The sequence below is a fragment of the Kineococcus glutinatus genome, assembly GCF_039542765.1.
GTDB classification, from domain to species: Bacteria; Actinomycetota; Actinomycetes; order Actinomycetales; family Kineococcaceae; genus Kineococcus_A; species Kineococcus_A glutinatus.
This window is the reverse complement of the sequence record NZ_BAABIL010000759.1, coordinates 1-2,538: the sequence shown is the minus strand read 5'-3', so window position 1 is coordinate 2,538 and position 2,538 is coordinate 1. Positions and strand designations below refer to the sequence as shown.

Annotated in this window: 1 protein-coding gene; it reads right to left on the bottom strand. The window is 74.8% G+C overall.

Translation table 11 applies throughout. From position 1 onward, the window contains the following. The coding region (gene hrpA, locus ABEB16_RS21055) for an ATP-dependent RNA helicase HrpA (protein ID WP_425560281.1) at window positions 1–2,538 on the bottom strand (2,538 nt) is incomplete at both ends.

Here is a 2,538-nt window from a genome sequence, read left to right as displayed (position 1 = left end):
CGCGGTGCTCCAGCTCCTCGGCCTCCTCGAGGAGTTCGCGGTTGCGGGCGAAGAACTCGTGGCGGGTGTCCCAGTCCCCCTCGACGAGGGCGTGGCGGATGAACAGCTCCCGCGACAGCTCCGGGTCGATGCGGCCGTAGGCGACGGCGCGCCCCGCCACGACCGGCACCCCGTACAGGGTGACGCGCTCGGTGGCGACGACGGCGGCGCGCCGGCGCTCCCAGTGCGGCTCGGAGTACTGGCGCTTGACGACGTGCTCGGCCAGCGGCTCCACCCAGCGCGGGTCGATCGCGGCGACGACGCGCGCCCACAGCCGGGAGGTCTCCACGAGCTCGGCGGACACCACCCACGCCGGCTGCTGCCGCCCCAGGGAGGACCCGGGGAACAGCGCGAACCGCGCACCGCGGGCACCGAGGTACTCGGTCATCGGGCGCGCCTCCCGCCGGGCCGCGCCCTTGCCCGGCAGCTCCTTCATCCCGATGTTCGACAGCAGCCCCGCCAGCAGCGAGCGGTGCAGGCCGTCGGCGTCGACCGCGGCGGCCGCGACGGCCTCCGAGCCGCTGCCGGAGGCCTCGGCCGCCTCGTCGGCCACCTCCGGCAGCTCCGGGACCCGCACCTGCATGCCCAGGTCCCGCGCGACGCGGCGCAGCTGGGTGACGGTGTCCTGCCACTCCCGCACCCGCAGCACGTGCAGGAACTCCTGCTTGCAGCGGCGGCGGAACGCCGAGGACGACAGGTCCCGCTGCTGCCGCTGCAAGTACCACCACAGGTTGAGGTAGGTGAGGAAGTCCGACTGCTCGTGGCGGAACCTCGCGTGCAGCTGCGCGGCCTGCTGCTTCTGCTCGTGCGGGCGCTCGCGGGGGTCCTGCACGGACAGCGCGGCGACCACGACGAGCACGTCGTGCAGGCAGCCGTTGCGGTGCCCCTCCAGCACCATGCGCGCCAGCCGGGGGTCGATGGGCAGCCGGGCCAGGTCGCGGCCGGTGGGCGTCAGCCGGGGCGCGCCGCCGCTGCCGCTGCCGGGTTCCAGCGCGCCCAGCTCCTCCAGCAGGTGGATGCCGTCGGTGATGGCGCGCTTCTCCGGCGGCTGCACGAAGGGGAACGCGGCGATGTCACCGAGGCCCAGGGAGGTCATCTGCAGGATGACGGCGGCCAGGTTGGTGCGCAGGATCTCCGGGTCGGTGTACTCCGGGCGCGAGCCGAAGTCCTTCTCGGAGTACAGCCGGATGCAGATGCCGTCGGCGACGCGCCCGCAGCGGCCGGCGCGCTGGTTCGCCGAGGCCTGCGAGATCCGCTCCACCGGCAGCCGCTGCACCTTCGTGCGGTGGCTGTAGCGGGAGATGCGGGCGGTGCCGGCGTCGACGACGTAGCGGATGCCGGGCACGGTGAGGGAGGTCTCGGCGACGTTGGTGGCCAGCACGATGCGCCGGTGCGCGGCGCGGGTGAACACCCGGTGCTGCTCGGCGGCCGACAGCCTCGCGTACAGCGGCAGCACCTCCGCGTCGCGGAACTCCCGCTCCCGCAGCAGCGGCTGCAGCGCGTCGGCGGTGTCCCGGATCTCCCGCTCCCCGGAGAGGAACACCAGGACGTCGCCGGGTCCCTCGGCGGCCAGCTCCCGCACCGCGTCGAGGACGCCCTCGGTCTGGTCCCGGTCGGCGTCCGGTGCGCTGAGGGCGTCCTCGGGGGCGCGGCCGACGCCGTCGTCGTCCTCGTCGTCCTCCGCGTCGTCGTCGCCGGCCTCGTCGTCCTCGTACTCGGCGGCCAGCAGGGGCCGGTAGCGGACCTCGACGGGGTAGGTGCGCCCGGACACCTCCAGGACGGGCGCACCCCCGAAGGCGGCGGCGAAGCGCTCGGTCTCGATGGTGGCCGAGGTGATGATCAGCTTCAGCTCCGGCCGGCGCGGCAGCAGCCGCGCGAGGTAGCCCAGCAGGAAGTCGATGTTGAGGCTGCGCTCGTGCGCCTCGTCGATGATGATCGTGTCGTAGCGGCGCAGGTCGCGGTCGCGCTGGATCTCCGCGAGCAGGATGCCGTCGGTCATGACCTTGACGAGGGTGTCCTCGCCCACCTGGTCGGTGAAGCGCACGGCGTAGCCCACGGTGGCGCCGACCTCGGAGCCGACCTCCTCGGCGATGCGCTCGGCGACGGCGCGGGCGGCGATCCGGCGGGGCTGCGTGTGGCCGATGGTGCCGCGCACGCCGCGGCCGAGCTCCAGGCAGATCTTGGGCAGCTGCGTCGTCTTGCCCGAGCCGGTCTCCCCGGCCACGACGACGACCTGGTGCTCGCGCAGCGCCTCGGCGATGCGGTCGCGCTCCTGGCTGACCGGCAGCTCCGGGGGGTAGCCGATCACGGGGACGGTGGCGCGGCGGGCGGCCAGGCGCGCCTCGGCGCGCTCGACGTCCGCGGCGATCTGCGCGAGCTGTTCCTCGGCGCGGGCGGGGTCGCGCTGGCCGGACAGCGCGTGCAGGCGGCGCAGCAGCCGGTCGGCGTCGCGCAGGGTGCACCCGTCCAGCCGGGCGGCCAGCTCGTGGGCGCGGGGGT